This is a genomic window from Mesorhizobium sp. M1E.F.Ca.ET.041.01.1.1 (assembly GCF_003997355.1).
GTDB lineage: Bacteria > Pseudomonadota > Alphaproteobacteria > Rhizobiales > Rhizobiaceae > Mesorhizobium.
Map to the genome: position 1 here is coordinate 1 of NZ_RZSL01000024.1, position 24,396 is coordinate 24,396.

Below are 24,396 nucleotides of genomic sequence, written 5' to 3' on the forward strand. Positions count from 1 at the left end.
GCCTGGGCGGAAGCCGGCTTCAGCAGGGCAACGCCAGTCGAAGGATCGCGGCCGACGAGTTCCGCCTTGACGGTTTCGCCGGAGGCCAGCGTCAGCTCGATTTCCTCGCCGGCCTCGACCGCCTCCTCGGCGGCGACGAAGTAGCCGTCCCGCCAGTGGAAGGCGCTGGCCGTGCGGTGGTGATGCGTTGCGAAGCTCGCCAGCGCCGGAGCAGCGGCTGCCGCGACATCGGCAATGGCGTCGGAAAATGCGCTGAGGTTGAAGTTGCTCATATCAATCATCTCCTGGGTTCTGTGACCCAGATATCGCTCCATGACGCGCCCGCTGGTACTCGCCTGACGGCTAGTCGGCTGCCGGACTGGCCATCTGGTCAGGTCGCGGCAAATGCGGCCGCTCCGCACATATAGTGCGTGTCGCCCAAAAGCGCCGCGCGGTTTTGGGCAACGACACGCATAAAAGAAAAACATCATTCCGCCACATCACACGGGAACACGCTGATGGCCTTCGCCGCCGAAAAGCTCCAATCCGATGACACCCTGCTCGACGCCTATTCGGCCACCGTCGCCGATGCCGTCGATCGCATCGGCCCAGCCGTGTGCCGCATCGAGCGCATCGGCGCCGGCGGCCATGGCTCCGGCTTCGTCATCGCCCAGGACGGGCTGGTCGTCACCAACTTCCATGTCGTCGGCGACGCGCGCGCCGTGCGGGTTACGATGCCCGACGGCGCCGCGCGCGAAGGCCATGTGCTGGGCCGCGATCCCGACACCGACATCGCGCTGGTGCGCGCCGACGGCAGCTTCGCCGACGTCGCGCCGCTCGGCGATTCCAAGCGCCTGCGCCGCGGCCAGATCGCGATCGCGATCGGCAATCCGCTCGGTTTTGAATGGACCGTCACCGCCGGCGTCGTTTCGGCGCTCGGCCGCTCGATGCGCGCCTCGACCGGCAGGCTGATCGACGACGTCATCCAGACCGATGCCGCGCTCAACCCCGGCAATTCCGGCGGGCCTCTGGTGTCGTCGACGGGCGAAGTGATGGGCGTCAACACCGCCATGATCCACGGCGCGCAGGGCATCGCCTTCGCGGTCGCCTCCAACACCGCCAATTTCGTCATCTCCGAGATCATCCGCTTCGGCCGCGTGCGCCGCGCCTTCATCGGTGTTTCGGCCGACACGACCAATCTGCCGCGCCGGGCAGCGCTGCTGTCGCAGGTCTCGACCAACACGGCCGTGCGTCTGCGCAGCGTCGAGAAGAACGGCCCCGCCGCGAAGGCCGGCCTGAAGGAAGGCGACATCATCGCCGCTATCGACGGCCGGCCGGTCACCGGCGTCGACGACCTTGTGCGCATGCTCGATGCCGAGCGCATCGGCCGCGAAACGCTTTGCACCGTCGTGCGCCGCAGCGGCGTCAGCCAGGTCGTGGTGACGCCGGTGGCAAGGAACGGCTAGGCCCGCCGTCACCGGCTATCGCCCAGCTGGCCGTTGATCCCTCTACAAATTGCACCTGAAATTCGGGGCTGGGAGGGATTGGCTTGATGACGTCGATCAGCACGCCGTTTGGATCCCTGGTGATGAAATGGCGCTGGCCGAAGGGCTCGTCGCGCAATGTATGAAGGACCGGCAGACCAGCGGCAACGATACGCTCATAGACCGCATCGGGGTCGCGCACCTCGAAATTGATCAGCAGGCTGGAGGTCCGTCCGCGCCCCTGTTCGGGAATCGTCTCGTGGTCGCCCTGGACGATGCCGAGATTGACCCGCCTGTCCTCGCTCGAGCGCAGATGCACATACCACCCGCTTGTAAACAGCGGCTCGAAGCGGAAATGCTTGATATAGAAGTCCGCCGTGCCCGCGACATCGCCGGTCATCAGCACCGGATAGTAGCTCGTCGTCTTCATCTTTCTTTCTCCTACCACATAACATACAGTCTGTATGTAAGTGCAATAACATACAGGCTGCATGTATGCAAAGAGAGTCTGGACGCCGCTCCAATCGGGACCGCACCGAAGCGACGCGGGCCGATCTGATCCGCGCAGCGCGAAGACTGTTTACGGAGAAATCCTATGCCGAGACCGGCACGCCGGAGATCGCCGCCGCCGCCGGCCTGACACGCGGTGCGCTCTACCATCACTTTGCCGACAAGCAGGCGTTGTTCGCCGCTGTCGTCGAGCAGGAGGCAGCGACAGTGGCGGCGGAGATCGATCGCGCCTCGGCGCCGTCGCTATCCGCCCGCGATGCCTTGATCGCCGGCTCCGACGCCTATCTCGCGGCAATGCGCGCACCCGGCCGCACGCGGCTTTTGTTGCTCGATGGCCCAGCCGTGCTTGGCCGCGCGGCGATGGACGACATCGACAACCGCCACGGCAACCGCTCGCTGCGCGAGGGGCTTGTCGCCGCGATGCGGGCGCGAGCGATGACCCGATTACCGGCTGAGGCACTGACCGCTTTGCTGGCCGCCACCTTCGACCGGGCAGCACTTGCCATCGAGGCCGGCGCATCAGAGGAGGATTATCGCGCCGTGCTTATAGCGCTCATGGACGGCTTGTCTCCGGCCCCTCCTCCGTCCAAACACCCGGCTCCAGCTCGTTGAAGCAGCCGAGCTGCCGCTTGAACTCATCGATCAGCCAGGACGCCGCTGGCTTCGGGCTGCGGTCGCTGCGGTGCATAGCATAGAGCGGCGAGCGCACCTCGCGATAGGGTTCGAGATCGAGCTCGACCAGCCGGCCGCTGGCGAGATCGTCGGCAATCAGCCAGCGCGGCAGGCCGCCCCAACCAAGACCTTCGCGCATCAGCGCGTGCTTGGTGCGCACATCCGTCAATCGCCAGGTGCGGTAGGCAAAGACGCCATAGTCGCGGCCGCGCGTCCGCTCCGACTGGTCGGAGACGACGAGCTGGATATGCTCGCGCAGATCCTCGATGGCCACAGGTTTCGGCAGTTTCGTCAGCGGGTGGTCGGGTGCCGCCGCCGGCACCATCGAGGTGAAACCGATGCGCAACAGATTGACATCGGCATCGCCTATCAGTCCGCCGAAGCCGAGATCTGACTGGCCATTGACGACCTGATCGACGATCAGGCCGAGCGAGCCGATATAAAGCCGCAGCATCACCGCCGGGAACTGCGCCTCGAAGGCTTTCAGCACCCGCACCAGGGCTGGCGAAGGCAGCGCCACGTCGACCGATACGGTCACCTCCGCCTCCAGTCCCTGCCGATAGCCATCGGCGCGCGAGCGGATGCGCTGCAGGACGCCGATCATGCGCCGCGCGTCCTCCAGCATGGCCTTGCCGACATCGGTCAGCTGCGGCTCGCGCATACCTTCGCGCTCGAACAGCTTCAGGCCGAGCTGCGCTTCGAGATTGGCGATGCCGTAGCTCACCACCGACTGCGCCCGGTTGAGCTTGCGCCCGGCGGCCGAGAAACTGCCGGTGTCGGCCACCGCCACCAGGATCTGAAGTTGGTCGAGCGTTGGATTGGGCTGCATGATCAATCCATACTTTAGATGGATACCATGCAAACTATACCAGTTTTCCAGATAGAGCCGCAATCCCATATTGGCGGGGAAAGTTTCAATCCAACCCCAAGGGGACACCGCCATGTCTATTCTGCTTGTTACCTCCAGCCCGCGCGGCGCTGCTTCGCATTCGACCCGCGTCGCTACCGACCTTGCTCAGAAGCTGGTTGCCGCCGATCCGTCGAACACGCTTGTCGTGCGCGATCTGGTTGCCAACCCGCTGCCGCATATCGACCCCGACTATGCCACCGGCATCTATACGCCGGCCGAAGCCCGCACACCGCGTCAGGCCGAAGTCGTCGGGGTTTCCGACGCCGTGCTCGACGAGCTCTTTGCCGCCGACACCGTGATCCTTGCGACCGGTTTCATCAACTTCAACATCTCCTCGACGTTGAAGTCGTGGGTCGATCACGTCGCCCGCTCGGGCAAGACTTTTGCTTACGGTGAGAACGGCCCGAAGGGCCTCGTCACCGGCAAGAAGGTCTATATCGTGCTCGCTTCCGGCGGCATCTATTCGGAAGGTGCGGCCGTTCAGATGGACCACGCCATCCCCTATCTGCGCAGCGTGCTCGCCTTCCTGGGCATGACCGATGTCGAGGTCGTCCGCGTCGAAGGCGTCGGCATGGGCGCCGATGCGGTCACCGCCGCGCTCGCCAGGGCGACCGCCAAGGTCGACGCGATCGCCGCCAGGGCTGGCGATGCCGTCGCCGCTGCGGCATAGTCCATTGTTCTGATAGAAACGCAAAAGGCAGGCGTCACCGGCGCCTGCCTTTTCATTTGCCGGTTATCCCGGATACCGGTCCGGCTTCAGCCGAATATCCTCTCGCCCTGCTCGTCGACGAGTTGGATGCCTTTCTTGATCGAGATGTCGACGGCGTCGTCCAGACCGGCGAAACGGTCGGCGCGGATGAAGCGATGCTCCTTCATCACGCCGTCCACCTCCTTCGAGACGACGCCGCAGGTCTGGTACTGGCCGTCCGCCTTGTAGGGCGTGGCGCTGATCAGGAATCCCTTGTGCTCGACCTGCTTTGCCGGCTTCGCGCTTGCGGGCTCGTTCGCCTCGCCACCGCCGCCGAAAAGACGTTTCAGAAAAGACATAGCGCATCCTCCAACGGCAATCGTCCTGCATCACATAGCGTGTTGCAGGACGATTTTCACTACAGCATGATCCCGAAAAGTGCGCAGCGGTTTTCGGGATCCCTTGGCTTGGCGAGCAACAGCCGCCTCAAGCCTGCCCCGCTCAGTGGCGCGTCAGGGCCTCGAGCGCCGCGGCGGCGTCTTCCAGGATGCTGATCGCCTCGGCCTGCTTGTCTTCCGGCGCATCGACGATATCGCTGAGCGCGGCGCGCAGCCGGTGGCGCAGCGCACGGAAGCGGTCGCGCTTTTCATCCCGCTTTTCATGGCGGCCGCGCCGGCCGCCGTCTTCACTGTCGTCGCCCCAGCCGAACCAGTCGCGCGCCTTGGCCATCTTGCGGCCGAAACGCTCGAGATGGTCGAGCACATGGTCGATCATCTCGCGGTTTTCCTCGAGATGCGCCCTGCCCGCCTCGGTGATCGAAAACACCTTCTTGTTGCCTTCGCTGGACGAGACGGCATAGCCAGCCTCTTCAAGGAAAGTCAGGGTCGGATAGACCACGCCCGGGCTCGGGCTGTAGATGCCGCTGGTGCGCTCCTCCAGCGCCTTGATGATGTCGTAGCCGTGGCGTGGCGCCTCGGCCAGAAGCGACAGCGTGATCAGCTTGAGATCGCCATCAGCCAGCATGCGGCCAGCGCGGAACATATCGCCGGGGCCACCGCGGCCGCCGCCGCGCATGCCCTGCCCGAACGGCCCGAAGCCGCCGCCGCGGCCGCCGAAGCGACCGGCCATATGCATGAACATGCGCTCGCCGAAATGACTGTGTCTGTGCATGGATTGCTCCTTGAGTTATGTCTTACGATATATCTTAATTAGGTCGCAATCCCCACCGAGTCAAGATATATCTTACGATGTATCTAAAAGCGCCGCCAGCCGGATTGATTTCATGAGAGCCAGCCGCTAGAACGCCCCACGAGGGTCGCCGACCGCTCCGTAAGCGTCTGACGTCAAGCAACGCATCCACCCCGGTCCTTCCGGGCATATGCCGAGAGCCGGCAAGAGGATGCCATGCGACGGACCGATGTTTCGGGAAAATCCCAATGACTGCAAGAAATCGGCGCAGGAAGCTGCCTGCGCGCTATGCCTCTGTCGTCAGCCCTCTGGTGCTGTCGCTTTTGATGACCTTCATCGTCTCGTTCATCTCGACGCTGAAGAGCCTCGGCCTTCATCCCAACCTGCCCGCCATCTGGCTGGCCGCCTGGGGCCTGTCCTGGCTGGTGGCGTTTCCGACCCTGCTGCTGGTGCTGCCCGTGGTGCGCCGCATCGTCGGCTGGCTGTGCGAGCCGGCGGCCAAGTGACCGGTGCTGGGAAGGCCCGCAATGCATTCGGGCCTTCCCCATGGAGAGCAGGCAGACGAAACTCGGCTACCAGCGGCCTTTGCGGCGGTTCCAGGCGTAGAGAAGATCGGCGAAGCGGTCATAGGCAAGGCGCGTCAGCCGCAGCGCGATCGGGTTGCCCAACAGTGTCGCCAGCCAGCCCTCACCCGGTGTTATCCGCCAGACCGCGATCGCCACATCCGCGCCGACCAGCAGCCTACCCCCGGCATCGGTCGCATGCAGCCGGCGGCGGATGTCCTCCAGCGAAGCGCCGAACGCGGAAAGTGCTGCCGGCTCGACATTGATGTCGCGGAATTCGATGCGACCGGCCCTGACCGCCTCGATCAGCCGCCGCCTTTGGCGCCTGATGCCGGCATCGCAGACCGGGCAGCGCGTGTTGTACCAGACGGTCAGCAGGGGCTTGGACATGGAATGACTTTATCGGGAATGCGGCGCGGCCGCGCAATGGCCGCGCCGGTCCATGCCTTAGCCGGAGCGTCACCCGAGCGAGCTGATGATCTCGCGATAGGCGAATTCCGGAAACGCCTTCATTGTCCGCGTCCTCACATTGCCGCCGGAGGACAGCATCAGCGCGAAACGGGCAAGCACCGCATCGTCCGGCGCCTCGACGATGGCGACCATGTCGCACTCGCCCATGGTCAGATAAAATGCCTTGAACGATCCGCCCATCTCCCCCAGCAGCTTCTTGGCGGCGTCGAGCCGCTTCGGCGACTCCCGCACGTTCCTGGCGCCCAATTCGGTCCAGTTGATAAGCACGATGTAGGTTGTCATGGCACACCTCCTCCGGGGCCACGGAGCAGGCGCCTGGCCGTCAAGGCCGGCGCCGGGGCGGGCATCCGGCTTGTCGCCCACAAATGCATCCGACCGCGAAAGTATCCTCCTGTCGGGTAGCCCCGGCAAGGCGGCAATGCGATGGCTGGAAACGCAAAAGGGCGCCCGAGGCGCCCTTTCAAATTGCTGGACTGATTTCCCTATCAGCGGTGCCAACCCTCATCGGGTGTCGCCCGCCCGAGTTAGTGAGCAACATCAATTCCCGCCACAAAAAGCCCGTCCGCGGTACCGCGCCCGGTCAATACGACCCGAACGCCGTGATAGAGTTTCTTACGAAAGTCGTCCGCAACGCCGCATAGAGTGCCGGTCATTGTTGGCATGCCCGCCAGGTTCACTCTATCCGGACAGCGGAATGACGGCCCTTCTACATAATCGACGGAAAATTCGAGCTGCGTATTTTGCCCTATCAAGGCAGCCGACCAGAGCGGGCACACAGTCAGGATAGTTGCGCGGACAATAACCCCGGAAATTAAAGGCAACACGAGAATACCAAACCCGGAAAGAAAGAGAGTCTTGCCGGATACGTTCGGGCTTTGGAGGTCCTTCGCAAACTTTCGGCAGCAAAGAGCCAAAATCAAGCAGCCGACCGGTATAGCTACCGATTTCGCGATCATATCGTGGCTGCTCACGTAAGCCTGCGACGGCACGAAGGAATAGCCGAAAGTCGTGGCTTCAAGCAGGATCAATGAGTGAATTGCGAAGCCGAATAGACAGAAGATGAAGACCCTTGGGAGGAGGCGGCGAAAGGGCCGTCTGACTACCGCCTCTCCCATCAGGGTGCCTGACCTAGCTGTCGAGGAAGCTTCTCAGCTTGCGCGAGCGGCTCGGATGCTTGAGCTTGCGCAGCGCCTTGGCCTCGATCTGGCGGATACGTTCGCGCGTGACCGAGAACTGCTGGCCGACCTCTTCCAGCGTATGGTCGGTGTTCATGCCGATGCCGAAGCGCATTCTGAGCACGCGCTCCTCGCGCGGCGTCAGGGAAGCAAGCACGCGGGTCGTCGTCTCGCGCAGATTGGCCTGGATCGCCGCGTCGATCGGCAGGATCGCCATCTTGTCCTCGATGAAGTCGCCGAGATGCGAATCCTCCTCGTCGCCGACCGGCGTTTCGAGCGAGATCGGCTCCTTGGCGATCTTCAGCACCTTGCGCACCTTTTCCAGCGGCATGGCAAGCTTCTCGGCCAATTCCTCCGGCGTCGGCTCGCGGCCGATCTCGTGCAGCATCTGGCGCGAAGTGCGCACGATCTTGTTGATCGTCTCGATCATGTGCACCGGGATACGGATGGTGCGCGCCTGGTCGGCGATCGAACGGGTGATCGCCTGCCGGATCCACCACGTGGCGTAGGTCGAGAACTTGTAGCCGCGGCGGTACTCGAATTTGTCGACCGCCTTCATCAGGCCGATATTGCCTTCCTGGATCAGGTCGAGGAACTGCAGGCCGCGGTTGGTGTATTTCTTGGCGATCGAGATGACGAGGCGCAGGTTCGCCTCGACCATTTCCTTCTTGGCGATAGCCGCCTCGCGCTCGCCCTTCTGCACCTGGTTGACGATCTTGCGGAATTCCAGGATCGAGATCGCCGTCTCGGTGGCGAGGCTCTGGATCTCGGCGCGCAGCTCCTTGATCGCGTCCTTCTCGTTCTTGGTGAATTCCTTCCAGCCGCGCGACGTCAGGTTGGCGATCGAGCGTGTCCAGTTCGGATCGAGCTCCGAGCCCTGGTATTCCTTGAGGAACTCCTCGCGGCGCACGCCGTAGCTTTCGGCGAGCCGAAGCAGCCTGCCTTCGTTCTGCACCAGGCGCTTGTTGATGTCGTAGAGCTGCTCGACAAGCGCCTCGATGCGCGCGGTGTTGAGCGACAGCGACTTCACCGCCTTGATGAGCTGGTCCTTCAGCTCCTTCAGCCGGCGGTCCTGGCTGGGCGAAAGCGTGCCTGCGGCGGCGAGACGGTTCTCGACCTGCTGGTCCTGCAGCTTGCGCAGCTTCTTATAGGTGTCGGCGATGACGTCGAGCGTCTCCATCACCTGCGGGCGCAGTTCCGCTTCCATCGCGGCGAGCGACAGGCTTGCCTCGTCCTCGTCGTCTTCTTCTTCCTCCAGCCCGCGCGTGTCCGCGCCGACATTGGTGATGTCGTCTTCTTCGTCGCGCGCTGCCGCGCGGCCGCGCGGCTTTTCCTCGGGCTTGGGCGCTTCCTCGATGCGTTCGACGACCGGCGCCTGCTTGGCCTCGGGGCCGGCATAGGTTGCCTCGAGGTCGATGATCTCGCGCAGCAGGATTTTCGATTCGTTGAGCTCGTCGCGCCAGATGATGATGGCCTGGAAGGTCAGCGGGCTTTCGCACAGGCCCGCGATCATCGTCTCGCGGCCGGCCTCGATGCGCTTGGCGATCGCGATTTCGCCCTCGCGCGACAGAAGCTCGACCGAGCCCATCTCGCGCAGATACATGCGCACCGGATCGTCGGTGCGGTCGGTCGGCTCTTTCTTGGTGGTCGTGGTGGCGACGGCGGTGCCGGTCTGCTCGGCAAGCTCGTTGGCGTCCTCTTCCGAATCGCCGCCGGCGTCGGCGGCCTCGGCCTCCTCGCCCTGCTCGTCGTCCTCGACGACGTTGATGCCCATGTCGGAGAGCATCGCCATCGTGTCCTCGATCTGTTCGGAGGTCACTTCCTCCGAAGGCAGCACCGAGTTCAGTTCGTCCATGGTCACATAGCCGCGCTTCTTGGCGGCCTTGATCATCTTCTTGACAGCATCATCGGAAAGGTCGAGCAGAGGGCCATCGGTGGCACCCTCACGTTCGGTCTCGACCTCTTCCTTTTCCTTTGTCGCCATTCTTTGTCGTCTCCAAGCGGCTGAATATCAACCGCGTAAGCTGCCGGACCGGTCATACCGGATGCGCTCGCAACAGAACGCTTCTTGCCGGGCCAGTAACCGCATCTCTCGTTAAGTCCAGATTAACCCTGGTATCTGTGGCAGGCGTTATGCCTGTCCAGTGACCAGCACCTCACATCGCTCAAATTTCCCGCCGACGCCGGGGCACGGTTAACGTTTCGAATCGTCCTGATTCCGCCAATCTGCCAGAAGGTCAAGCGCCTCTGGCATGATTCGCATGAAAAAAGCGAATCAATTACCCGACTTAGAGGCGTCGATTCGACGCGCCTGCGCATTTCCACTTCATTTTGGAGCAGGTTCGGACCTAAACGCGTCCAGCCCTGCCCGATGAAACGCCGAACCCTTCGATCAGCGCTTCCGTTGCCTGTACATCGTTGAATTGCGCTTGAATCTCGACGAGATGCCGGAAGTTTTCATCCGAAGGGTCTGCATCGAGCGCCGCCTGCGCCTGTTTCAGCTCTCTATGTAATGTGCGGGCGCTGCGCTGCAAGTGCAGCGCCTGGTTGAAGGCGTCGCGGGCATCGTCAAGCGCTGCGGTTTCGAGCGCCGGCCACTGCCTCGCCCGCTTGATCAGCGCCACCGCACGCTCCCAGATAGCGCCGCAGCCGGCGCGCTCGACCGTGGCGATGACCGCGTCGCGATCATCGGCCGCGTCATGCGCCATCGCATCGAGGATGGCGGCGTGCAGCCGCCTGAGATCCGAATTGGCGAGGTCGAGGAATTCGACATGGGCGAAATTCTCGTCGATCAGCGCCGGGTGGTTGATCAGCGCCACGATGATCGTCGCCTCGCGCACCGACATGCCCTCGCCTGCGCGCTTGACCAGCGCCGAGCGGCCGAGGCTTTCGGTGATGGCGGCGCGCCCGCCGGCCGCCGCACCCCGCCCGAACGCTCCGCCGGGCGCCGAACTCCTGCCGCGCTCGCCCGGCCGGCCGTCCTGGCGTCCCCCCTGATGACCTTGCCGTGCGCCGCGCTGCGAGCCGAAGAAGCTCAGCACCCTTTCGCGCATCTCCTGCTGATAGTGGTAGCGCAGGCTCTCGTCGCGGATGCGGCCGGCGAGCTCGCGCAGCGTCTTTTCAAGCTCCGCCCGCCGCTCGGGCGTGTCGAAGACGCCGCCGGCCGTCTCGCGCATCCACAGAAGGTCGGCAAGCGGTCTCGCTTCCGCCAGCACGGCGCGGAAGGCGTCGGGACCGTCCATCTTGACGAGGTCGTCCGGGTCCTTGCCCTCGGGCAGCAGTGCGAAGCGCGCCGAGCGCCCGGGCTGGATCGCCGGCAGCGCGAGGTCCGCGGCGCGCCACGCCGCCTTCAGCCCTGCCTGGTCGCCGTCGAAGCAAAGCACCGGCTCGCCGGCCATGCGCCACAGAAGCTCGAGCTGGTTCTCGGTAAGCGCAGTGCCGAGCGGCGCCACGACGTTCTCGAAGCCGGCCTGCGCCAGCGCGATCACATCCATATAGCCTTCGACGGCGATCACCGTGCCGCCCTTGGCCACCGCTTTGCGGGCGCGGGCGAAATTGTAGAGCACATTGCCCTTGTGGAAGAGCTCGGTCTCGGGCGAGTTCATGTATTTGGCCAAAGCGTCCGGCGCCAGCGCCCGCCCGCCGAAGGCGATGATCCTGCCGCGCGAATCCGGGATGGGAAACATGATGCGGTCGCGGAACCAGTCGTAGGAGACGGGGATGTCGTCGCCATGCCGCACCAGCCCGCAGGCCTCGATGTCGGCCTTCGGCACGCCCTTGGCGGCAAGATATTCCTTCAGCGCGTTGCGGCTGTCCGGCGCATAGCCGAGCCGGAAGGACTGCTGCGTCGCCGGCGTCAGGCCGCGGTCGCGCAGATAGGCACGCGCCTTTGCGCCTTCCGGTCCCTGCAAGCGCTCCTGGAAGAAGACCGTCGCCATCTCCATGACGTCGGTCAGGCTGGCGCGTTCCTTCTCGCGCCGTTCTTCCTGGACGTCGCGCACCGGCATCGGCACACCGGCCATCTCGGCGATCTTTTCGACCGCTTCGGGGAAGCTCATGCCGTCGAGCTCGGTCAGGAACTTGAAATGGTCGCCCGTCACCGAGCAGCCGAAGCAATGGTAGCGGCCCTTCTTGTCCTCGCAGTGGAAGGACGGGCTCTTCTCGCCATGGAACGGGCAGCAGGCCCAATAGTCGCCGCGCGACGTATTGGTCTTCTTCCTGTCCCAGGAGACGCGCTGGCCGATCACCTGGGAAATCGGCACACGGTCGCGTATCTCGTCGAGGAAAGCGGGCGGAAAGCGCATCGGGAAAGGCTCGTTTACCCTCCATATAATCGAGCCGCCCGGGCGCGACGACTCCTAAAGCCCATCGTACCCGCTTTTCACAGATGAAGAGAAGGCGGCCAAGCGGCCGCCTTCCTGGTGTTCGGATCGTTGCCGGATCAGTGCGCGGCGATCGCGCCGAAGACGATGCCGGAGACGATGCTGACCAGCAGGTAGTCGTTGCTTACGCGGATCCACTCCTGGCCGGGGCCGGGCCGGCGCAGTCCATAGCGGTGCCAGTCGCGAACCGCCTGATGGCGCTTCCAGCTGGAATATTTCTGGCCGTTGCGCCAATGGCTGCGCTTAACCATCACCTTCTTCTTGACCACGACTTTCTTCTTCACGACGCCCGGCTTCTGCCAGTCGACCCGGGTGTAGTTCGCCTGCGGCGCGGTCGGCTGAACGAGCGGCGCGGCCTGGCTCGAAAAGGCCGTGGCGGCCAGCATCGCGGCGGTAACGGCGGAAAGTATGAGACGCTTCATGGTCGGTGCTCCTTGGTTGTCGATAGGCAAGGAGATAGCCGTGCCCGCATGAACCGAAACTGAACACTTGGATTACAATTCTGTAATGATTTCCAGCTCTTATATAAGAAAATTCAACAATCATAGGAAACTGAAACGACCGTCGGCTCGGCCCGCGCGCGACGGCCGCCGCCCGATCCCCGCGCCGCATGCAACCAATGTGCCCTCTATCCATTTCCGACACACGCCGTCGCGTGCCGAACGTCGGTCGCATCGGGCAAAATTTATTATCCGGCTAATGTAAACCGCTGTAGTCTTGACCTTCGAAATGCTCGCGATTCGCACCCTTTCCCGCTTCCTTGCCGCCTCGTCGCGAGGTCCGGCATGAGCGGTTCCGTCGTCCTTCTGCACCTTGCCGGCGCAGTGGCGCTGATGCTGTTTGCCACCCGTATGGTGAAGACCGGCGTCGAACGCGCCTATGGCGACGTGCTGCGTCACAGGCTGCGCGCCACCATGCGCAATCCGCTGATGGCGGTGCTGGCCGGCTGCGGTCTCGCGATCGCCTTGCAGAGCTCCACCGCCGTCACGCTGCTGGTCGGCTCGTTCGCCGGCGCCGGCATCGTATCGGGCGCCGCCGGGCAGCTTGCCGTACGCGGTGCCGAGATCGGCTCGGCGCTGGTGGTCAAGCTGCTGACCTTCGACCTGTCGCTTCTGGTGCCGGTCTGCCTTGTCGCCGGCACGGTCATGTTCATGGCCACCGAGCGGCGCGACTGGCGCCAGTTCGGCCGCATCCTCGTCGGCATCGGCCTGCTTCTTTTATCGCTGGAGATGATCGGCCAGGCCTCGGAGCCGCTGCGCCAGAGCACGCTGATGCCGATGATCGTCAATTATTTCTCCGGCGATCCGGTGACGGCCTATCTGCTGGCCGCACTCATCACCTGGCTGTTCCACTCCTCCATCGCCGCCGTGCTGCTGATGGTGACGCTGGCCGGCCGCGGCTTCATCCCGCCGGAGCTCGGCATCGTGCTGGTGCTCGGCGTCAATCTCGGCTCCTCGATCATCGCGCCGCTGCTCACCCGCAATGCCGATCCAGGCGTCCGCGTGGTGCCGATCGGCAATCTCTTGATGCGCGGCATGGGCTCGCTGATCATGCTGATCCTGTTCATGACGCTGAAGCCGCCGGTCGGCTTTCTCGGCGCGACCGGGCCGGACCAGATCGTCAACGCCCATATCCTGTTCAACGTGATCATCCTGCTTGCCGGCCTGCCGCTCGCCGGCCTCGTCTATCGTGCTTCCGAGAGCATCGTGGCGCTCGGCGCCAAGCCCGAACCGGCGGCGGCGCTCGATGTCGTCGAATTGTCGGCGCTGAACGAGAGCGCGCTCGACACCCCGAGCCAGGCGCTGGCCAACGCCACCCGCGAAGTGGTGCGGGTCTGCGAGACGGTCGAGATCATGCTGAAGCGCATCATCGAGCTCTACGAGAGCGCCGACAGCGACAAGATCAAGGCGCTCGCGGCACTCGACGACCGCGTCGACCGGAAGCACGCGGCGATCAAGCTCTATCTCGCCAAGGTCACCAAGAACCGGCTTAGCGAGGACGAGGCGCTGCGCTGCCAGGAACTGATCGGCGCCTGCGTCAAGCTGGAGCAGGTCGGCGACATCATCGTGCGCAACATGCTGGTGCATGTCAGGAAAAAGCTGGAGCGCGGCCTGGAGTTCACGCCCGAAGGCTGGCGCGAGCTTAGCGCCTTCCATGCCTCGGTGCTGGCCAACGCGCGGCTTGCCTTCAACGTGCTGGTGTCGCGCGACCCGGAAACGGCCCGCCAACTGGTGCTGGAAAAAGACCTGCTGCGCGAGCGCGAGAAAGAGACCAGCGCCAGCCATTTCGTACGCCTGCGCGACGGCACGGCCAGAAGCGTCGAGACCAGTTCCATCCATCTCGACACCATCCGCGACCTCAAGCAGATCAACTCGCTGCTCGCCTCCATGGCCTATCCCGTGCTCGAGGAACGCGGACTGCTCGGCGGCTCGCGGCTGAAGGCCGGATAGCAAGCCGCAAAATTGCGGCTGTGACATCAACTTGGGAACAGGGTTCCGTCGTCGGCGCCAAAAGCGGAAAAATTAGTCTTTGCTCCTCCAGCCATCCGTCGGCTAAGCATCGGATCGGGCCCACCGGGAGGATAGTTGTTGGATACCCATTCGCGCAGCTTCGTCAAGGCGCTCTCGTGGCGCGCCACCGGCACCATCGACACGATGATCATCTCGCTCGTCGTCACAGGCAGCATCAAGCTTGCTGCCGCTATCGGCCTGACCGAAGTCGCCACCAAGTCGCTGCTCTATTATCTGCACGAGCGGGCGTGGCTGAAGATCCCATATGGGCGCAGGATAGCCGATGCGTGAAGGCGCAGTTGAGCCCTCTCAAGAAAAGCTAAAGCGGCGTCGACAATTTCTGCATTGCCGGCAGCACGTATCCATGGTTTGACGCCCTGCATTCATTTCAAGCCTTTGCGCCATGCTGCCGCTGATTGCCCTGTTCATTGCCGCCTTCGCTTTCGGCACGACTGAATTCGTCATCGCCGGCGTGCTGCCGGAGGTGGCGGAAGGCCTCGGCGTTTCCGTGCCCACCGCCGGCTATCTCGTCTCCGGCTATGCCTGCGGCATTGCGATCGGCGGTCCGCTTCTGGCGCTTGCAACCAGCAGGGTCTCGCGAAAGCCGCTGCTCATCGGGCTGACGATTGCCTTCACCCTCGGCCAGGCCGCCTGCGCGCTGGCGCCCGATTTCACCTCGATGCTTCTGCTACGTATCGCAACGGCCGTGGCGCATGGCTGCTATTTCGGCGTCGCCATGGTGGTCGCGGTCGGCCTGGTGCGCGAAGACCAGCGCGGTCGGGCCGTGGCGGTCATCCTCTCGGGGCTCACTGTCTCGAACGTCATCGGCGTGCCGGCAGGCACCGCGATCGGCGGTTTCTGGGGCTGGCGGGCGACCTTCTGGGTGATGTGCGCGCTGGGCGTCGTCGCGATCGTCGCCATGGCCGCGTTGCTGCCGCGCACCGCAGGCGCCGCCAACCGGCCCGCCGGCCTGTCGCGTGAAGTGCGCGTGCTCGGTCGCCAGCAGGTCTGGACCTCGCTGATCCTCATGCTCATGCTGATGATTGGCCAATTCGGCCTCTTCACCTACATCACGCCGACGCTGCTCGAAGTCACCGGCCTCGACGAAAGCCTGATCCCTTGGGTGCTGCTGCTCAACGGCGTGGGCGCCACGATCGGCGTCTTTCTCGGCGGCAAGCTCGCCGACTGGAAGCTGATGCCGTCGCTGATCGCCATGCTCTTCCTGCAAGCGGTCATGCTGGCCGCGATCTACGCCATCAGCCCCTATCCGGTACCGATGGTCGTTGCCATCGTCATCTGGGGCGGCCTCAACTTCGCCATCGGCGCGCCGATCCAGACCCGCATCCTCGCCTGGACCGCGGATGCCTCGAACCTTGCTTCTTCGCTCATCCCGTCCGGCTTCAATGTCGGCATCGCGCTCGCCGCCTCGCTGGGCGCGGCGATGCTCAATGCCGGCTTTGGCTATCGCAGCCTGCCGGTCGCCGGCGCTTTCGCCATGCTGGTGGCCGTGCTTGTGGCGCTGGCCTCCCAGGCGTGGGAATGGCGCAGCCGCGCGACGCCGCCGCTGCCCGCTGCCGCCGAATAGAGCGCCAGGCACCTTCGTTGTCGGTGTACCGCCTCAGACCGCAGGCGGCGAATGTCCGGAGCCGCCGGCAAGGATCGACGACAAGCCGCGCAGGCCCTCCTCCAGCCTTTCGCGGCTGGGTGCGGCGCCGAGCGCCAGGCGCAGGCCATCGGCGATACCGGGGACCACGGAAAACTCCACCGCCGGGCTGATGGCCAATCCGCGGCGCCTGGCTGCGTCGCCAAGCTCTGACGAGCGCAGTTGCCCTTCGAGCGGGTACCAAAGATGCAGGCTGGTTTCCGCCGAGGCGAAACCCGCGGGCAGGATTTGGCGTGCCATCTCCTGTCTGGCCTGCGCTTCGGCGCGCACGGCGGCGGCGATCTCACCGGCGAGGCCGCTTCGCACCCATTCGCAGGCGAGGCCCGTCATCAGCGGCGGCGCCATCATCGTGGTGCCCCGGATCGCAGCCGCGATCGGCTCCAAGGTTTCCGCATCAGGCGCCACCAGGAAGGCCGTGCGCAGGAAAGGCGAGAGGCATTTCGCCAACGTCGCGACATGGAAGGTCCGCTCCGGCGCCAGACTGAGGAAAGCTGGCGGGGAAACGGTCAGCAACGGGCTGTAGGGATCGTCCTCGACGATCAAAAGGTTAAGCTTGCCCGCCATCCGCGCCAGTTCCCGGCGCCGGTCCTCCGGCATGGTGAGCGCGGTGGGGTTGTGAAGCGTCGGGTTGAGGTAGAGGACGCGGGCGCCATGCCGTCGCGCCACTTCCTCCAGGTCGTCGGGACGCATGCCGTCATCGTCACCGTCGACGCCGGCGAGCTTCCGCCCCGTGGCCTTTGCCAGCGCGATCAGGCCGGGATAGGTCAGCGCATCGGTAAGGATCGTGTCGCCCTCGCGGGTCTGCGACAGCAGGATTGCCGCAAGCAGCGCCTGCGCCCCAGAACCGACAGCCATGCGCTCGGCCGGCATGCGGTCCCCGGCGGCCGCGAGCCACAACGAGCCGGCGGCGCGTTCGACGGGCGAACCTGGGCCGGGATGGTAGGAAAGCAGCGCTTCCGCGCTTGAGCGCTTGAGCAGTCCCTCGATGCCGGTCCGGATCAATGCCGGCAGGCTGAGGCCCGAGGGCGCCGGCGGAATGTTCATGCTCAGATCGAGGATCGGCTCTTCCGGCTCGCCGGGCGTGATGAAGGTGCCGCGACCGGCCGTCGCATCGATCAGGTTCCTCCGCCGGGCTTCGGTGAACGCCCTGGTGACGGTGGTCAAATCCACGCCAAGGAAGCGGGAGAGATCCCGCTGCGGCGGCAGCCTGTCCCCCGGCTGCAGCCGACCGCTCGAACGGGCAGCCGCCAGCGCATCGACGATTTTGAGATAGATCGGCCGGGGGCCCTCCTCCAGGGGAGAAAGCCAGTTGAGGTCGTTCTCGCCGCTCATGCCACCTCTGTCCATACATTTTGTCGCATTGTATGCATACATTCATGATACTAGTATGCATGAGTGACCTCAAGGCCGATCGACGCCATGCGAGGTCTCTGGAGTGACGACGATGCAAGATCACGCGCACTATCCCCACCTCGAGCCATGGCGGGTCGGCGTCCGCGGCCGCTGCCCGCGTTGCGGAGAAGGCCGGCTGTTCGACGGATTTCTGAAGCTGGCGCCGAAATGTGACGTCTGCGGGCTCGACTATTCCTTTGCCGACCCGGCGGACGGCCCTGCCTTCTTCGTCATCTGCTTCGCCTGCGTCCCTTCCGTCCTGTTCGCAGTCTGGGCGCAGGTGACCTTCGAGCCGTCCATGTGGTTCCACGCCTTCGTTTCTGTGCCCATAATCCTGGCAACCTGCATACCGCCGCTCAGACCGCTGAAAGGCTGGCTCGTGGCGAGCCAGTTCTACTACAAGGCCGAGGAAGGGCGGCTGGCCACGCCTGGTGAGTAGCCCACCACTTGCCGGCAGGCGCCCCTAAAGATCGATCCGGAACCTCAGACTTTCGGCGCCGCCATAGGCGGCAACCTTGAAGAATCGCTCGACCAGCGTGCCGCCATTGGCCAGGATCACCTTCTGCGAAGGGGGATTGTCGAGGTCCGTGGTGATCTCAACATAGTCGAGACTCACGGCCCTCGCCTCTCCCAGCATCAGCCGCAGCGCTTCAGTCGCGTAGCCGCGGCTTCGCTTCCAGGGCACCACGGCGTAGCCGATATGGCCGAGCACGTGCGGCGGCAGCGCCGACGTGCCCTTCTGCCAGCGAAGACCGATCGAGCCGGCGGCCTCGCCGTCCCAGATCCAACGCCGGAAACCTGGCAGGCGCGGCACCTGGCTCCCGTCCGGCAAGGTGATGGGCGGCCCTTTCGCTTGTGGGTCGTCGAGGCTGGCAAGGAATGCCACGGGATCTTCCTCGATGGCCGCGAGTTGCTCGCGCGTCGCCTCCAGCAGCCGCACATTGTCGGGCGACCAGCCGCGCTCCAGCGCCGCCTTGTAGGACGGCAGGTGCTCGAGCGCGGGCTTGACGATTTCGACCATGGTCCGGCGTCCTCTTGCAGAGAGGGCAGACATAGCCGCGGCAAGGATTGCTCTCAAGCTGCATGGAAGCGGATTTCGCCCTTGTTCAGGAAGCACATCTTGTCGAAAAGCGATAAATCCAAAGGGTTCGGCAGCCGGACATTGTCAAGATCCGGAACCGACTTCCTGGACGGATCGTACGACCGGTCGATCTGCGAGATGAAGACCAGCATCAGTCCCCTGTCGCGCGCGAAAGACCGCAGCATCGGAACCTGGACCATCAGTTCCGGATTCTCGCGCCTCTGGTCAAGCAGTTGCAGATAGTCGATGACCGCTAGCGTCCCGCGAGGCGCCGTCCGCAGCTTGCCGATGATGTAGTCGGCACAGATGGCGTCCGAATTGTCGAATTCGAACAGGCCGTCGAAGAGCGCCGGCTCGGCCCCGATGGCGCGAAACCGATCCAGAATGTCCGTGTGCGAATACTCCAGCGTAAAGAACACGCTGTGTCGGCCGGACTTCATCGCCTCGACCGCAAGCTCGAGGCTCATCAAGGTCTTGCCTTGGCCCGGCCTGGCGCCGACCAGCACGAGGTCGCCAGGCGCGAGTTGCGCAAGCAGGCTGCTGGCGGGTGTCGCCTCGGCGGCTTTGGCAGCGAGCAGGCTCCAACTGGCGAAGCCTTCCCCGGCAGCGACCCGATCGAGGGCCTGGTGAAGCGGCACTCCTTCCCTGCGTGAAAGGAGCCTGGCCTGGCGCTTCAGATGATAGACGGGCGCGGAAAGCCGCATCGAAAAACCTCCTGGCGAGCAGTCTTCGCAACCCCTCCTTATGCCTTGCGCTCGAACAGTTGGTTGAGTGATCGAATGCCCCGCATGGACGATGCTTTCCCAATGGAGGGAGGAGGCGTGGGCACGCCGGAATCAGATGATAGCCCAACACGAGCGGACCGAAAAATCACGGATATTCGGGGAGCGCTAAACCAGAAGTGTTTCGCCGATCGGCGCGAGGCCTTCTATGATTGGCGCAGGTGATTCACCACAAGCGATAACGGTTCGAGAGGGGAATTAATCCGGTGCGGTTGAGATCTGTTCCGCTGGGTGTCGCTGTTCTCTGCCTTTTCACCGTTGCCATCGCCCTGACGATGTCAGCCCGATCTTTCGCGCGATCCTCAAGCGTTCCAGCCTGGCTGCAGGCCCATGTCGGCGAAGGCGAAGGCCAGATAGCGCAAGTGGTCCTGGAACGGGCGCGGGCGCTCTACCTGAAAAAGGTGAGCGAAGGTTCCGTCAAGAATCCCTGCTACTTCGCCATGGACGCGACCCGTCCCGGCGATTTGGGCAATAGCGTGCTGGGACGCCGTTACTACATCATCTGCGAGGCCGAGCAATCGTTCCGCGCGGTGTCGGCGGGCCACGGCGGCGGCCGCAACCTGAAGGGCGTCGCGGATTTTTCCAACGGCAGGCGTTGCGCGAAGAATTTCGGCAATGCGATGGATTCCGAACTGACGGCCGGCGGCGCCTACATGACCGCCGATACGAAGACGTCGTTCAAGGGCTACTATCGCACCGCCGCGAAACAGGACGCGGTTTTCATGCGCAGCTTCGTGCAGTTCGACGGCGAAGGCGAAACCGCGAACGCCAGGCAGCGCGTGATCGGCGGACATCCCGCCGCCCTGTTGCGAGGAATGTGTCTTCTGAAGAAGCCGCAAAGCTCCTATGCCGACCATGACGGCTTCGTGCCCTTCGGCAAGCTGGTGAATTACGCCGGCGGCCGCAGCAATGGCTGCACCAGCTGGTCGCCGTCGGACGCGCAACTGATCATCCCGATGATCAAGGACAATCCGACGACGCTTTACGTCTACCCCGAGTCGCGGGATATCGCGGCGATCGCGCGGAAAGCGGCGTCAAGGCAATCGCTGTCGAGCGCCGGCCTCTATTGGAACGCATCCTGCCTGAAGGAGATCGGTGCCCCGAAATTCTGGCCGAAGAAGACGCTGGAGCCGATCATCGCGCAGTACAAGCAGGATCACCCGTCACCGCCGCCGCAGCCCGTGCCGATCTGCAGGGGGCCTTGAGGCAGTCTTCTACTGCAGCAGCCCCTTGACGATGGCGCTGGCCTTGGCGAAGTCCATCTGGCCGGCATATTTCTGCTTCAGCGCGCCGATCACCTTACCCATGTCCTTCTGGCTGGCCGCGCCGGTGACGGCAATCGCTTCCCGCGCGGCCGCCATGATCGCCGCATCGTCGAGCTGCTTCGGCAGGAACTCGCGGATGATCTCCATCTCGCCGCGCTCCTGCGCGGCCAGTTCCGGACGCTTGCCGTCCTCGAAAGCCCTCGCTGATTCCTCGCGCTGCTTCACCATTTTGGCGAGGATCTGCAGGATCTCCTCCTCGCTCGCCGCCGGCTTGCCGGCGCCGCGATTGGCGATATCGCGGTCATGGATGGCGGCCTGGATCAGCCGCAGCGTCGGCAGGCGGTGCTTGTCCTGCGCCTTCATCGCGCTCTTCATGGATTCGGCGATTTTCTCGCGCATCGTGCTTCTCCTTCGATCGCGGCGGACAATAGCTTTGCCGGACGTCCAAGGCAAATCTCGGCAAGCTATTGATATTGCTCGACGAAATAAATCGATTCCGTTCGCAGGAAGCGTCATTGACCGCTTTGGCGCCTTCCCCTATGTACTGAGCCTCGCATGAACTGAAAATCTGGTTGCGCGCAGGCTCGCGAATTCGCCGCCGCGCGTGGTTTGCTGCGCGGGTCGTCCTTCTAAAGGGATGATCTGAAAAGCAGCCTCTTAGGAGTGCCGCCATGGCCACGACCGCCCCCTGGGCCACCGAAAAGCCGACCGCCCTTCTGGTGCTTGCCGACGGCACGGTGATCGAGGGCCGCGGTCTCGGCGCCACCGGATCGGCCGTCGCCGAAGTGTGCTTCAACACCGCGCTCACCGGCTACGAGGAGATCCTCACCGATCCCTCTTATGCCGGCCAGATCGTTACCTTCACCTTCCCGCATATCGGCAATGTCGGCACCAATGCCGAGGATATCGAAGACCTCAACCCGGCGGCGCGCGCCGGAGCCGTTGGCGCGATCTTCAAGGCCAATGTCACCGACCCGTCCAACTACCGGGCAGCCGGACATCTCGACCAATGGCTGAAGAAGCGCGGCATCGTCGCGCTTTCGGGCATCGACACTCGCGCGCTCACCGTGCTGATCCGCGAGAAAGGCATGCCCAACGCCGTCATCGCGCACGCGCCCGATGGAGTCTTCGACCTCGACGACCTGAAGCGCCGTGCCGCTGCCTGGTCGGGCCTCATCGGCCTCGACCTCGCCAAGGAAGTCACCTCGGGCCAGTCTTCGCTCTGGCACGAGACGCCCTGGGTCTGGAACAAGGGCTTCGGCGAGCAGGACGAGCCGTCGATGCACGTCGTGGCCGTAGACTACGGCGTCAAGCGCAACATCTTGCGCCTGCTTGCTGGCCTTGGCGCCAAGGTCACCGTCGTGCCGGCCAAGACCGGCGCGGAAGAAATCCTCGCCATGCAGCCGGACGGCATCTTCCTGTCCAACGGTCCGGGCGATCCGGAAGCGACCGGCGAATATGCCGTACCGGTGATCCAGGATCTGCTGAAGACCGATATTCCGGTGTTCGGCATCTGCCTCGGCCACCAGATGCTGGCGCTGGCGCTGGGAGGCAAGACCGAGAAGATGCATCAGGGCCACCACGGCGCCAACCATCCTGTCAAGGATCACACCACCGGCAAGGTCGAGATCGTCTCGATGAACCATGGTTTCGCCGTCGACGCCGACTCGCTGCCCGAGGGCGTGGAGGAGACACATGTCTCGCTGTTCGACGGCTCGAATTGCGGCATCGCGCTGACCGGCCGGCCGGTGTTCTCGGTCCAGCACCATCCCGAGGCATCGCCCGGCCCGCAGGATTCGCACTACCTCTTCCGCCGCTTCGTCAACCTCATCCGCGAGCGGCGCGGCGAGCCGGCGCTGGCCGAACGCGCCTGACGAGAACGACGTGCCTCAAGCCGCGTCGGTCACCGCTTCCTGCGCATGCATGCGCTCGACTTCCTTCGGTGTCGGCTTGGCTACCTTCGTCACGAAGACGATCACCGCCAGCGTGAGGAAAACAGCGCCGAGCACATAAGGCGCCCCGCCGAACACCACCGGCGCGTTCGGGCCGGTGAACCACGAAAAGATCGCCGTGTAGATAAGCGGCGTGACGATCGAGGTGATCGAGAAGATCGAGGTCATCGCGCCCTGCAACTCGCCTTGCGCCGAAGGCGGCACCTTCCCGGCGGCTAGGCTCCTGAGCGGAGGGTCGGCGAGCCCCTCCAGGCAGCCGGCGACGATAACCGCGTAGATCATCCAGCCTTGCGTCGCAAACGCGTAGCCGAAGGCGCCGAGCGCCGTGAAGGACAAGCCGATCGCCGCCGTCTTCCACTCGCCGAGCCTGGGGATGACCCGCGGCAGCACGGTCGCCATGACGATCGCGCCGCACAGGCCGAAGGCGCCAAGCGAGAAGCCGATCTGCTGCTGGTTCCAGCCGTAGCGGTAGCTGGAGACGAAGGACCACACCGCCGGATACATCATGTGGCCGAGCGTCATCAGGAAGAAGACGAGCCCGATCCAGCCGATGCCGGGATAGTTGCGCATCTGGATGAGCGTGCCGACGGGATTGGCCCGCTTCCATTCGAAGCGGCGGCGATGCTGCGCGTCCAGCGTCTCCGGCAGGAAGACCATCGCGATCAGGAAATTCACCAAGGCAAGCCCGGCCGCGAAATAGAACGGCACGCGCGGCCCGAACGTGCCGAGCAGCCCGCCGAGCACCGGGCCGATGACGAAGCCGACGCCGAACGCGATGCCGAGCAGGCCGAAATTCTTGGCCCGGTTCTCGTCGGTGGAGATGTCGGCGATGAAGGCGGACGTCGTCGAGTAGCTGGCGCCGGAAATGCCGGCGAGGATCCGGCCGATGAACAGCATCGGATAGGACCAGGCGATGGCGCAGATCAGGTTGTCGATGGAAAAGGTGAGCACCGAGGCAAGCAGGATCGGCCGTCGGCCGAAGCGGTCGCTCAAGCCGCCGATGACCGGCGCGAAGAAAAATTGCATGGCCGCGTAGACGAAGAACAGCCAGCCGCCCTCGATCGCCGCCTCGCTGACGCCGACGCCGGTCAGCTCCTGCAGATAGGCCGGCAGCACCGGCATGATGATGCCGAAGCCGATGATGTCGAGCAAAAGCGTGGTGAAAACGAGCGCAAGGCCCCGCTTGGCGGTCTTCGGGTCGATCATTGTGATAAGCTCCTCGGCCGCCCTGGGGCGCGGGCGGGACGCACCTTATAGGCGAGCTTCTCGCCTGGAACAATAAGCGAACGACCGCAACTGCCTCATCCTGACATCAGGCGCACGGCCAAAGACCCCGGCCGTGTGTCGCCGCTTCAGACCGGATTGTTGAAAGTATCGCAGTCCGAAAGCTTGCCGCTCTTGTAGCCGCGCGCCAGCCAGGTCTGCCGCTGCGCCGAGGTGCCATGGTTGAAGCTTTCCGGAACGACATAGCCCTGCATCTTCTTCTGCAGCGTGTCGTCGCCGATCTGCTTGGCGGCATTCAGCGCGCTTTCCATGTCGCCCTGTTCGAGAACGCCCTTCTGCGCGGTGTAGTGAGCCCACACACCGGCGAAGCAGTCGGCCTGGAGCTCCACCCGCACCGACATCTGGTTGGCCTCGGCCTCGCCCATGCCCTGCCGCATCTGGTTGAACTTCTGCATGATGCCGGTGAGGTTCTGCACATGGTGGCCGACCTCATGCGCAACCACAT

At 64.2% G+C, this 24,396-nt stretch carries 26 protein-coding genes and 1 pseudogene; 10 read left to right on the top strand and 17 right to left on the bottom strand.

The genetic code is table 11. The annotated features are described in order from the left end of the window. A pseudogene (locus EOA38_RS04230) lies at positions 1 to 272 on the bottom strand (serine protease); the annotation flags it as partial. A gap of 225 nt (positions 273 to 497) precedes the next feature. On the opposite strand from EOA38_RS04230, the gene EOA38_RS04235 reads away from it, so the two are divergent. Then, on the top strand, positions 498 to 1,445 hold the full coding sequence (locus EOA38_RS04235) for a trypsin-like peptidase domain-containing protein (protein WP_126092487.1): 948 nt from the start codon (positions 498 to 500) through the stop codon (positions 1,443 to 1,445). On the opposite strand, the gene EOA38_RS04240 is transcribed toward EOA38_RS04235, so the two are convergent. Continuing rightward, complete coding sequence (locus tag EOA38_RS04240; protein WP_127298546.1) at positions 1,405 to 1,893, bottom strand: VOC family protein; 489 nt, start codon at positions 1,891 to 1,893, stop codon at positions 1,405 to 1,407. The genes EOA38_RS04235 and EOA38_RS04240 overlap by 41 nt on opposite strands. Before the next feature lie 65 nt (positions 1,894 to 1,958). Here EOA38_RS04240 and EOA38_RS04245 point away from each other — a divergent pair, with 65 nt between their 5' ends. Then, positions 1,959 to 2,585, top strand: a complete 627-nt coding sequence (locus tag EOA38_RS04245) for a TetR/AcrR family transcriptional regulator (protein ID WP_126092485.1) — start codon at positions 1,959 to 1,961, stop codon at positions 2,583 to 2,585. On the opposite strand, the gene EOA38_RS04250 is transcribed toward EOA38_RS04245, so the two are convergent. After that, the gene (locus tag EOA38_RS04250) at positions 2,527 to 3,474 is read right to left on the bottom strand and encodes a LysR family transcriptional regulator (protein ID WP_126092484.1); all 948 of its coding nucleotides are present in this window, start codon (positions 3,472 to 3,474) and stop codon (positions 2,527 to 2,529) included. The genes EOA38_RS04245 and EOA38_RS04250 overlap by 59 nt on opposite strands. A 112-nt stretch (positions 3,475 to 3,586) precedes the next feature. On the opposite strand from EOA38_RS04250, the gene EOA38_RS04255 reads away from it, so the two are divergent. Further along, positions 3,587 to 4,225: an FMN-dependent NADH-azoreductase gene (locus EOA38_RS04255; protein WP_126092483.1), complete on the top strand. Its 639-nt coding sequence runs from the start codon at positions 3,587 to 3,589 to the stop codon at positions 4,223 to 4,225. An 86-nt stretch (positions 4,226 to 4,311) separates the two neighbouring features. Here the strand turns inward: EOA38_RS04255 and EOA38_RS04260 are convergent, their stop codons facing one another. Together EOA38_RS04260 and EOA38_RS04265 are read right to left on the bottom strand one after the other, a co-directional pair. Then, positions 4,312 to 4,602 (bottom strand): HlyU family transcriptional regulator, encoded by a 291-nt coding sequence (locus tag EOA38_RS04260; RefSeq protein ID WP_126092482.1) that lies wholly within the window; start codon positions 4,600 to 4,602, stop codon positions 4,312 to 4,314. 142 nt (positions 4,603 to 4,744) lie between these two features. After that, entirely contained in the window at positions 4,745 to 5,413 is a 669-nt protein-coding gene (locus EOA38_RS04265; protein WP_126092481.1) for a PadR family transcriptional regulator, read from the bottom strand. A gap of 266 nt (positions 5,414 to 5,679) precedes the next feature. Here EOA38_RS04265 and EOA38_RS04270 point away from each other — a divergent pair, with 266 nt between their 5' ends. Continuing rightward, positions 5,680 to 5,937: a DUF2798 domain-containing protein gene (locus EOA38_RS04270; protein ID WP_126092480.1), complete on the top strand. Its 258-nt coding sequence runs from the start codon at positions 5,680 to 5,682 to the stop codon at positions 5,935 to 5,937. Between the two features lie 66 nt (positions 5,938 to 6,003). On the opposite strand, the gene EOA38_RS04275 is transcribed toward EOA38_RS04270, so the two are convergent. The 6 genes from EOA38_RS04275 to EOA38_RS04300 all read right to left on the bottom strand — a co-directional run bounded on the left by EOA38_RS04275 (position 6,004) and on the right by EOA38_RS04300 (position 12,444). Continuing rightward, positions 6,004 to 6,384 (bottom strand): DCC1-like thiol-disulfide oxidoreductase family protein, encoded by a 381-nt coding sequence (locus tag EOA38_RS04275; protein WP_189434467.1) that lies wholly within the window; start codon positions 6,382 to 6,384, stop codon positions 6,004 to 6,006. A 69-nt stretch (positions 6,385 to 6,453) separates the two neighbouring features. Beyond that, entirely contained in the window at positions 6,454 to 6,747 is a 294-nt protein-coding gene (locus tag EOA38_RS04280; protein ID WP_126092479.1) for a GYD domain-containing protein, read from the bottom strand. Positions 6,748 to 6,989: 242 nt separating this feature from the next. Then, complete coding sequence (locus EOA38_RS04285; RefSeq protein WP_126092478.1) at positions 6,990 to 7,493, bottom strand: hypothetical protein; 504 nt, start codon at positions 7,491 to 7,493, stop codon at positions 6,990 to 6,992. Between the two features lie 100 nt (positions 7,494 to 7,593). Continuing rightward, positions 7,594 to 9,624 carry an RNA polymerase sigma factor RpoD gene (rpoD, locus tag EOA38_RS04290; protein ID WP_126092477.1) on the bottom strand — a complete coding sequence of 677 codons (2,031 nt, stop codon included), beginning with the start codon at positions 9,622 to 9,624 and terminating at the stop codon, positions 7,594 to 7,596. A 364-nt stretch (positions 9,625 to 9,988) separates the two neighbouring features. Further along, positions 9,989 to 11,944, bottom strand: coding sequence for a DNA primase (gene dnaG, locus EOA38_RS04295; protein WP_126092476.1), 1,956 nt, complete (start codon positions 11,942 to 11,944; stop codon positions 9,989 to 9,991). Positions 11,945 to 12,081: 137 nt separating this feature from the next. Next, positions 12,082 to 12,444 carry an RcnB family protein gene (locus tag EOA38_RS04300; RefSeq protein ID WP_127298547.1) on the bottom strand — a complete coding sequence of 121 codons (363 nt, stop codon included), beginning with the start codon at positions 12,442 to 12,444 and terminating at the stop codon, positions 12,082 to 12,084. Positions 12,445 to 12,807: 363 nt separating this feature from the next. On the opposite strand from EOA38_RS04300, the gene EOA38_RS04305 reads away from it, so the two are divergent. The 3 genes from EOA38_RS04305 (at position 12,808) to EOA38_RS04315 (ending at position 16,117) form a co-directional block, all read left to right on the top strand. Then, complete coding sequence (locus tag EOA38_RS04305; RefSeq protein ID WP_127298548.1) at positions 12,808 to 14,472, top strand: Na/Pi cotransporter family protein; 1,665 nt, start codon at positions 12,808 to 12,810, stop codon at positions 14,470 to 14,472. A gap of 138 nt (positions 14,473 to 14,610) precedes the next feature. Next, positions 14,611 to 14,823 (top strand): DUF2061 domain-containing protein, encoded by a 213-nt coding sequence (locus EOA38_RS04310; protein ID WP_127298549.1) that lies wholly within the window; start codon positions 14,611 to 14,613, stop codon positions 14,821 to 14,823. 112 nt (positions 14,824 to 14,935) lie between these two features. Next, positions 14,936 to 16,117, top strand: coding sequence for an MFS transporter (locus tag EOA38_RS04315; RefSeq protein ID WP_127298550.1), 1,182 nt, complete (start codon positions 14,936 to 14,938; stop codon positions 16,115 to 16,117). A gap of 33 nt (positions 16,118 to 16,150) precedes the next feature. On the opposite strand, the gene EOA38_RS04320 is transcribed toward EOA38_RS04315, so the two are convergent. Next, positions 16,151 to 17,527: a PLP-dependent aminotransferase family protein gene (locus EOA38_RS04320; protein WP_189434470.1), complete on the bottom strand. Its 1,377-nt coding sequence runs from the start codon at positions 17,525 to 17,527 to the stop codon at positions 16,151 to 16,153. Positions 17,528 to 17,639: 112 nt separating this feature from the next. Here EOA38_RS04320 and EOA38_RS04325 point away from each other — a divergent pair, with 112 nt between their 5' ends. Continuing rightward, positions 17,640 to 18,026, top strand: coding sequence for a DUF983 domain-containing protein (locus tag EOA38_RS04325; protein ID WP_127298552.1), 387 nt, complete (start codon positions 17,640 to 17,642; stop codon positions 18,024 to 18,026). A 24-nt stretch (positions 18,027 to 18,050) separates the two neighbouring features. Here EOA38_RS04325 and EOA38_RS04330 read toward each other — a convergent pair whose 3' ends face one another. Together EOA38_RS04330 and EOA38_RS04335 are read right to left on the bottom strand one after the other, a co-directional pair. Further along, the gene (locus EOA38_RS04330) at positions 18,051 to 18,608 is read right to left on the bottom strand and encodes a GNAT family N-acetyltransferase (RefSeq protein ID WP_127298553.1); all 558 of its coding nucleotides are present in this window, start codon (positions 18,606 to 18,608) and stop codon (positions 18,051 to 18,053) included. A gap of 53 nt (positions 18,609 to 18,661) precedes the next feature. Beyond that, complete coding sequence (locus EOA38_RS04335; RefSeq protein WP_127298554.1) at positions 18,662 to 19,372, bottom strand: DNA helicase; 711 nt, start codon at positions 19,370 to 19,372, stop codon at positions 18,662 to 18,664. 284 nt (positions 19,373 to 19,656) lie between these two features. Here EOA38_RS04335 and EOA38_RS04340 point away from each other — a divergent pair, with 284 nt between their 5' ends. Then, the gene (locus EOA38_RS04340; RefSeq protein WP_127298555.1) at positions 19,657 to 20,655 is read left to right on the top strand and encodes a hypothetical protein; all 999 of its coding nucleotides are present in this window, start codon (positions 19,657 to 19,659) and stop codon (positions 20,653 to 20,655) included. A gap of 9 nt (positions 20,656 to 20,664) precedes the next feature. Here the strand turns inward: EOA38_RS04340 and EOA38_RS04345 are convergent, their stop codons facing one another. Continuing rightward, the gene (locus tag EOA38_RS04345; RefSeq protein ID WP_126092467.1) at positions 20,665 to 21,114 is read right to left on the bottom strand and encodes a GatB/YqeY domain-containing protein; all 450 of its coding nucleotides are present in this window, start codon (positions 21,112 to 21,114) and stop codon (positions 20,665 to 20,667) included. Between the two features lie 272 nt (positions 21,115 to 21,386). Between EOA38_RS04345 and carA the strand changes: the two genes are divergently transcribed. After that, positions 21,387 to 22,589: a glutamine-hydrolyzing carbamoyl-phosphate synthase small subunit gene (carA, locus tag EOA38_RS04350; protein ID WP_127298556.1), complete on the top strand. Its 1,203-nt coding sequence runs from the start codon at positions 21,387 to 21,389 to the stop codon at positions 22,587 to 22,589. Positions 22,590 to 22,604: 15 nt separating this feature from the next. On the opposite strand, the gene EOA38_RS04355 is transcribed toward carA, so the two are convergent. Both EOA38_RS04355 and EOA38_RS04360 read right to left on the bottom strand, forming a co-directional pair. Then, positions 22,605 to 23,873, bottom strand: coding sequence for a TCR/Tet family MFS transporter (locus EOA38_RS04355; RefSeq protein ID WP_126092465.1), 1,269 nt, complete (start codon positions 23,871 to 23,873; stop codon positions 22,605 to 22,607). Positions 23,874 to 24,019: 146 nt separating this feature from the next. Then, on the bottom strand, positions 24,020 to 24,396 hold a 377-nt coding region (locus EOA38_RS04360; RefSeq protein WP_189434473.1), incomplete at its 5' end, for a neutral zinc metallopeptidase.

Excerpts from the sequence above, each read along its gene's own strand:
- EOA38_RS04235 (WP_126092487.1), top strand. The coding sequence starts at position 498 with ATGGCCTTCGCCGCCGAAAAGCTCCAATCCGATGACACCCTGCTCGAC.
- EOA38_RS04240 (WP_127298546.1), bottom strand. The coding sequence starts at position 1,893 with ATGAAGACGACGAGCTACTATCCGGTGCTGATGACCGGCGATGTCGCG.
- EOA38_RS04245 (WP_126092485.1), top strand. The coding sequence starts at position 1,959 with ATGCAAAGAGAGTCTGGACGCCGCTCCAATCGGGACCGCACCGAAGCG.
- EOA38_RS04250 (WP_126092484.1), bottom strand. The coding sequence starts at position 3,474 with ATGCAGCCCAATCCAACGCTCGACCAACTTCAGATCCTGGTGGCGGTG.
- EOA38_RS04255 (WP_126092483.1), top strand. The coding sequence starts at position 3,587 with ATGTCTATTCTGCTTGTTACCTCCAGCCCGCGCGGCGCTGCTTCGCAT.
- EOA38_RS04260 (WP_126092482.1), bottom strand. The coding sequence starts at position 4,602 with ATGTCTTTTCTGAAACGTCTTTTCGGCGGCGGTGGCGAGGCGAACGAG.
- EOA38_RS04265 (WP_126092481.1), bottom strand. The coding sequence starts at position 5,413 with ATGCACAGACACAGTCATTTCGGCGAGCGCATGTTCATGCATATGGCC.
- EOA38_RS04270 (WP_126092480.1), top strand. The coding sequence starts at position 5,680 with ATGACTGCAAGAAATCGGCGCAGGAAGCTGCCTGCGCGCTATGCCTCT.
- EOA38_RS04275 (WP_189434467.1), bottom strand. The coding sequence starts at position 6,384 with ATGTCCAAGCCCCTGCTGACCGTCTGGTACAACACGCGCTGCCCGGTC.
- EOA38_RS04280 (WP_126092479.1), bottom strand. The coding sequence starts at position 6,747 with ATGACAACCTACATCGTGCTTATCAACTGGACCGAATTGGGCGCCAGG.
- rpoD (WP_126092477.1), bottom strand. The coding sequence starts at position 9,624 with ATGGCGACAAAGGAAAAGGAAGAGGTCGAGACCGAACGTGAGGGTGCC.
- dnaG (WP_126092476.1), bottom strand. The coding sequence starts at position 11,944 with ATGCGCTTTCCGCCCGCTTTCCTCGACGAGATACGCGACCGTGTGCCG.
- EOA38_RS04300 (WP_127298547.1), bottom strand. The coding sequence starts at position 12,444 with ATGAAGCGTCTCATACTTTCCGCCGTTACCGCCGCGATGCTGGCCGCC.
- EOA38_RS04305 (WP_127298548.1), top strand. The coding sequence starts at position 12,808 with ATGAGCGGTTCCGTCGTCCTTCTGCACCTTGCCGGCGCAGTGGCGCTG.
- EOA38_RS04315 (WP_127298550.1), top strand. The coding sequence starts at position 14,936 with ATGCTGCCGCTGATTGCCCTGTTCATTGCCGCCTTCGCTTTCGGCACG.
- EOA38_RS04320 (WP_189434470.1), bottom strand. The coding sequence starts at position 17,527 with ATGAGCGGCGAGAACGACCTCAACTGGCTTTCTCCCCTGGAGGAGGGC.
- EOA38_RS04325 (WP_127298552.1), top strand. The coding sequence starts at position 17,640 with ATGCAAGATCACGCGCACTATCCCCACCTCGAGCCATGGCGGGTCGGC.
- EOA38_RS04330 (WP_127298553.1), bottom strand. The coding sequence starts at position 18,608 with ATGGTCGAAATCGTCAAGCCCGCGCTCGAGCACCTGCCGTCCTACAAG.
- EOA38_RS04335 (WP_127298554.1), bottom strand. The coding sequence starts at position 19,372 with ATGCGGCTTTCCGCGCCCGTCTATCATCTGAAGCGCCAGGCCAGGCTC.
- EOA38_RS04345 (WP_126092467.1), bottom strand. The coding sequence starts at position 21,114 with ATGCGCGAGAAAATCGCCGAATCCATGAAGAGCGCGATGAAGGCGCAG.
- carA (WP_127298556.1), top strand. The coding sequence starts at position 21,387 with ATGGCCACGACCGCCCCCTGGGCCACCGAAAAGCCGACCGCCCTTCTG.
- EOA38_RS04355 (WP_126092465.1), bottom strand. The coding sequence starts at position 23,873 with ATGATCGACCCGAAGACCGCCAAGCGGGGCCTTGCGCTCGTTTTCACC.